This is a genomic window from Sulfolobales archaeon (assembly GCA_038897115.1).
Lineage (GTDB): Archaea > Thermoproteota > Thermoprotei_A > Sulfolobales > AG1 > AG1.
Map to the genome: position 1 here is coordinate 1 of JAWAXC010000150.1, position 4080 is coordinate 4080.

Here is a 4080-nt window from a genome sequence, read left to right on the forward strand (position 1 = left end):
TTATTAGCTACAGTAGTAAAGCTTTTTATTAAAGAGCAAATAAAGAGTAATCATGACTACAGAAGGAAAGCTAAGAAAGTTTATCGTGATAAGCAAACTAGCTAGACGTTATACTGTCAATAGTAATGAAATAGTGTTTAATGTAATTAGGAATGAAATTCTAAAAATGCTAGGCAAACAAGAAAGACCTATTAAGGTTATAGTAAAGAACGGAAAACAATACATTAGCAATAGTAACTCAAATGCTAACAATCAATTATATCTTATATCATCATTTTCTATATATAGTATTCTTAAACTATTAGATGCTGGTTGGACAATAGCAGATAATTCAGAAAAGATTACATTATGTTATAAGTCAAAAAACCCTTGCTTCAAAATTAGACGTGAAATTGCAGCAGATGCTGGACATGTTTTAGAGATGTTCATTGATAAGGTTTATGGTGAAAGGTTTCATGGTACTGTCATAGACATTGGAGCTTTCATTGGGGATTCTTCAATTTATTTCGCATTGAATGGTGCTGAAAGAGTTATTGGCTTAGAGCCCTTTCCAGAAAGTTTTGAATTAGCTAAAGAGAACGTGAAGATAAATAATCTAGAAGATAAAATAATACTCTTACCCTACGCGTTAGCTAGAGAAGAGGGTGAGGCAATACTTTACGCCTCAAAAAGTAATCCTAACATAAACTCATTTAAACCTATTAGTGAGATAACTAAGGGTGTTAAGTTTGAAGTTTTAAGGGTTAAGACTATTTCTCTTCAGAAGATTGTTAATGATTTTAAAATATCCTCTATTTCTCTCCTAAAATTGGATTGTGAGGGTTGTGAGTACGATACTTTACCTTACTTATCGGATGAATTATATGATAAGATTGAAAGTATTATTTTAGAATATCATAATGGGCCTACAAATTTAGCGAATTTGTTGAAAAGCAAAGGATTCTCAGTAAAGTATGATAGAAATGCTAAGGTAGGATTTATGTATGCTACAAAGAACAATTAATTTACTTTAGTGTGATGGTTAGTTTTTTAGAGTTTTCTAATCATTATCAATTGTGATTAGTGTTATTGTTGGTGAGTATAATAAGAGGGGCTATTTAAAATACGCTTTGAATAGTGTTTTTAATCAAAGCCTAGACAGAAATTTGTATGAGGTTATTGTGGTAAAAAAGGAAGAGGACAAAGAAGTTGATGATTATGCTAGAAAAAACGGGGCTAAGATAATTTATGATGATTCTAAAAAGCAAGGAGAGTTTCTGTATAAAGGTATAGAAGAATCTAAGGGTGATATTATAACCTTTCTAGATGATGATGATATGTATGACGAGAATAGGTTAAAGGTGGTTTATAATGCTTTTAAAGAGAGGAAAATAGGAGGGTTCAGAAATTCGCTTATTCTAATAGACCAATTCGGCAATAAGATAGGAGAAAAAGACATAATGAAAGACATTCTATTAAACTCTAAGACGTATAATTATTACAAACATTATTCAGAGATTATTAATAGTTCTTCTATTGCTTTAAGGAGGGATATTATAGATGATGATTTAAAATCAATAGAATTAGCAGTTGACATGTATTTCGCTTTTGTTTCAATTTGTAATCAAAATTACGAGGGATATTATTTAAGTAAGGAGAAATTAACATTATATAGGGTTCACAATTTTAATACAAGTAATTCGTCAATCTTACCAAAACGAGTATTATATCATACTAGACACCTACACGATTATGATTTACTTTTTAATAAGTTTAAGGATTGTAGTAAAGAAGTGAAAAAACGTATAGAAATGGCTAGAGTTGGTAATAAGCTACAGTATTATGGATCATATTTGCTTTTGAATGGGAAGAGTCCAGATATAGATTTCACATTATACGAAAAATTTGTATTATTAACTCGTATTGCTGCAGGATGGTCATTTAAGGTTAATTTAGGTAAAGCAATTCTTGGGTTTGCATTATTTCTACCTAGGCCAATAAGAGAGAAAATTGTTGCTTATGGAGCAAAAAGATTTTTTAATCTAGAATAATAAAAGATTGCTTATATCCTAATTAGGTATAACATACTATTATTCCATATTCTAATAATTCTCTCTTAGTAGATACATTACTAATTATCAGCTTCTTGAATCAACATAAACTACCATTATACTTAAAATTTACCTTAATCTAGACAAATCCTCTTAAGTCTTTATTATAATAAGCAGATCCAGCTAGAATAATTATTAGGGATTTGTGCTAAATTCCTTATGTCAAACCTTTCTATACTAAAACTATAGCTAGTTACAAGATAATATTTAAAATGTTATGAAGCATTTTCAGCTTTATGAAGAAGTCTCGTAAGTTTTTTTAAAAAGGCTGAGGTTGAAAGAAAATCATTTACAGAAAGTATTGAATTTTAATTATTTATCACATTATATTTATTTTAGATCACTAAAAGCAAAGTTGCAATAATTAATTATTTGTTAGATTATATTCAAACTATAGGCTCTAACTAGTCCTAGATGTTAAGAAATTACTACTAAATCATTGATTTTTTCTTTAGCCACTTTACCACCATATCGCAAAGAGTAAAATTACTACTAAATCTAAAATCATACAAACGAGAAAAAATGCTTTTAAAAGAACTAATAAGCTAGTAAGAATTTCATGATACACATAATCTCTGCAACTAACACAGATGATACCTTCTTGTAGTAGAGATAAGAAATTTCTAACGGCATATCTTTTATAGCAGTAGTTTTATCAAAGTCTTCATAAAACTCAATTTATCATTTATAAAGGAAAATATTATTTCTTTTTCATCACTTTCAAATAATCTTATTTTCTTAAAAAAGAGAATTAGAAATAATAACAAAAGTAGGTCGAAGAAGAGAGGGTATGGGAAAGGATCAAGAAATACTTCATAAACGAAAATTATTGGAATTAGTGATAATACAACTAACTCCTTTCTCCCTAATTCAAATACTTTAGTATATAAAGAATACCATAGGATGAATGAAGAACTAATTATTGAGGATAATAATTGAGAAATAGCTCCTCCTAAAATCCCTAACCTAGGAATTAGAATAAAGGATGTAGTAACCACTGTTAGTCCAGTAACTATTGACAAGAAGGTAAATGGCCTCAAATTTCTCTTGAAGGCTATAATTAACTGAGTTAGAATATTTATCGGCATAGTAAGAGTAAGTGTTAGTAGTAATATTGTAATCACTGGCAAACCACTCTTATAAGCTGGGAATAAAATTGGAACTAGATAATACGCAATTGGTAAAGATAAGATTGAAGCGATAAACGACATTATCGCAGTAACCTTAAACGTTATTTTACTCATTTTTAATTCACTCTTACCTTTTGCTTTATAATATGAGGAAGACGTTAATAGAGCATAATTTGCGGCATTAATCATCATACTAGGTACTCCAGATAGAAGTGCAGAAAATTGATAAATCCCTAGATCAGCAGAGCCTAATAAATAAGCAGTAGTAACCCTATCCCCTTGAGAACTCAGAAAATTAGAGAAATTTGATAAATAAAATGGCAATCCCTCTTTAAAGACTTTTTTGAAAATATTATAATCAAAAACTAATGGTAAACCTTTAACGTGATTATGTATTATCAGAAAGGATGATAAGCTCGTTAAAAGCCCACCTAAAGTCCAAATTAGGATGAACAAATAGATATTATGATAAATAACAGCGACAAGTGAAAACCCCCATCTTATTACAAGAAAAATTATGCCAATTATTGAACCTTCAGTAAATCTATTCAAACCAGCTAATACTGAGCCTGAATATGCGTAAAACAAGTAAAGTATTAAATATGGTATCGTTAGTTTTACATAATTTGGGAAGATTAAAAGAATTAGAAAAAACGGTGAAACTAAGAATGGGGTTATTAAGACTGTGCTAAGAAATCTCTTTTCTATATTATTTTGCGCGTACATGTAAGATACTTCTCTTACTATAATGTTTGTATTAAGGATTGCATAAAATGAGGTCATCACTTCAAGAAGTTGTATTATCGCAATTTTACCGAAGAATGCTGGTTCAGTTATCTTTGCAGTAAATATAAAGAAAA

General features: G+C 29.3%; 3 protein-coding genes. 2 read left to right on the top strand and 1 reads right to left on the bottom strand.

The genetic code is table 11. The annotated features are described in order from the left end of the window. Positions 1–52: 52 nt before the first annotated feature. Both QXE01_11890 and QXE01_11895 read left to right on the top strand, forming a co-directional pair. On the top strand, positions 53–1003 hold the full coding sequence (locus tag QXE01_11890; GenBank protein MEM4971939.1) for an FkbM family methyltransferase: 951 nt from the start codon (positions 53–55) through the stop codon (positions 1001–1003). A gap of 52 nt (positions 1004–1055) precedes the next feature. Beyond that, the gene (locus QXE01_11895; protein ID MEM4971940.1) at positions 1056–2030 is read left to right on the top strand and encodes a glycosyltransferase; all 975 of its coding nucleotides are present in this window, start codon (positions 1056–1058) and stop codon (positions 2028–2030) included. A gap of 698 nt (positions 2031–2728) precedes the next feature. On the opposite strand, the gene QXE01_11900 is transcribed toward QXE01_11895, so the two are convergent. Beyond that, positions 2729–4080: oligosaccharide flippase family protein (locus tag QXE01_11900; protein MEM4971941.1), on the bottom strand; the 1352-nt coding region annotated here is incomplete at its 5' end.